This window comes from Armatimonas sp., from assembly GCF_031410135.1.
Lineage (GTDB): Bacteria > Armatimonadota > Armatimonadia > Armatimonadales > Armatimonadaceae > Armatimonas.
In genome coordinates this window covers 1-1,328 of the sequence record NZ_JANNYP010000719.1, presented here as the reverse complement: position 1 = coordinate 1,328, position 1,328 = coordinate 1, and the positions used below count along the sequence as shown (strand labels likewise).

Annotated in this window: 2 protein-coding genes and 1 pseudogene; all 3 read left to right on the top strand. The window is 53.6% G+C overall.

Features of this window, described 5'->3' with window-relative positions; genetic code table 11:
- Positions 1-482 (top strand): creatininase family protein (locus RMO15_RS26170; RefSeq protein WP_309719727.1); only part of this gene is annotated, 482 nt, incomplete at its 5' end.
- Between the two features lie 36 nt (positions 483-518).
- Positions 519-1,052 (top strand): hypothetical protein, encoded by a 534-nt coding sequence (locus RMO15_RS26165; RefSeq protein ID WP_309719724.1) that lies wholly within the window; start codon positions 519-521, stop codon positions 1,050-1,052.
- 41 nt (positions 1,053-1,093) lie between these two features.
- Positions 1,094-1,328, top strand: a pseudogene (locus RMO15_RS26160) (hypothetical protein); the annotation flags it as partial.

Here is a 1,328-nt window from a genome sequence, read left to right as displayed (position 1 = left end):
GCTCACTTCGAGATGTCGTCAAATCTTTGGAACCCCACGGGTTTCGAAAATTCTATGTGATCAACGGACACGGGGGAAATTCCGAGCCTAATGGCATCGCCATGCGCCAGCTAAAGGCGGAGTTTCCGACTTTGACCCTTGGTCACAGTGGCTATTTTGAATACGCAAAGGTCGCAACTGTTGGAATCTTGGAAGGGCCTTCGAAAGAAATTCGACATGCGTGTGAGGCCGAGGTAAGCCTGATGATGTACCTGCATCCCACCCTGGTTCGAGCGGACAAGCTTCGCAATGATGGGCTGGTATCGGAGCCCTTCATTCCCGGTCTCATTCACCACTTTGATGAGCAAACCGAAGAAGGGAGCCACGGGTTTGCAACCTTTGCGACTCCAGAAAAGGGAAAGCTCATCTTTGAACATGCGGTGGAGGGGCTAACAAAAGCGATGAAGGCTCTGGCAACCGGGTATGTTCTGAGAAGTCTTTAGGTTGCAGGAAAGAATGCAGATGAGGACGGAGAAAAAATGAAGCGATCCTATCGAATCGTCGCGGTTGCGGCCTGCGCTCTGACCACCGCTATGGTCTCAGCTCAGCAGAACATTAGCATTGGTGGCAGCATCGGACTTTATATGCCAACGAATGCGGGCGTGCGAGCGGCACTAGGCAACAGTTCTCCTCGGCTCGGATTCGGCCCCGTGGACACCGATCAAAGACAGAATGGCCTTCGGCCCAGTTTTGGCGTGATCAACGTGGCCAAGAACGGTAACCGTCTCCTTGCGATTCCGATCACTTATGGATACGAGCGCAAATTCGGTAGCGGAGTCGTCGCACCCTATGGCCGTGTGTTCGGTGGGCTCTCCTACCTTGACTACAGACTGAACATCAATGGAGCGAACTTCGCTGGCAGAAAATTCGTACCTGTGTTCGGTGGCGTACTTGGCGTAACTCTCAGCTCTTATGCTCGTGTCTATGCTCGGTACACGGTGATGAGCTCAACCAGTGGAGTGAACTTCAGCGGACTTGAACTCGTCGCCTCTTTCTCGCTCTTCAAGCTCTGAGCTCGGAACCTGCGATCTCGTTTCTGGCGTATGCTGGAAACGTGATCGCCATTTCCCTTCTCGCCGCCATCACCCTGGCACCCTCATCCCGCTCCGACATTGACGGTTGGATTTATCTGAAACTGTCGGGCTCTCCGCAAGAGATCGGCAAGCAGTACGGCCTCTTGGCTTCCAAAGAGATCGACAATGCGCACCGGGCGCTTCGCGGTGTGATGAAGAACGCCACTGGAAAGGACTGGGACTACTTTCGAACAACCGCTAAGAAACTCTTCTGGG

Bases quoted from the DNA above. Each gene is read 5' to 3' on its own strand.
- RMO15_RS26165 (WP_309719724.1), top strand. From the start codon at position 519: ATGAAGCGATCCTATCGAATCGTCGCGGTTGCGGCCTGCGCTCTGACC.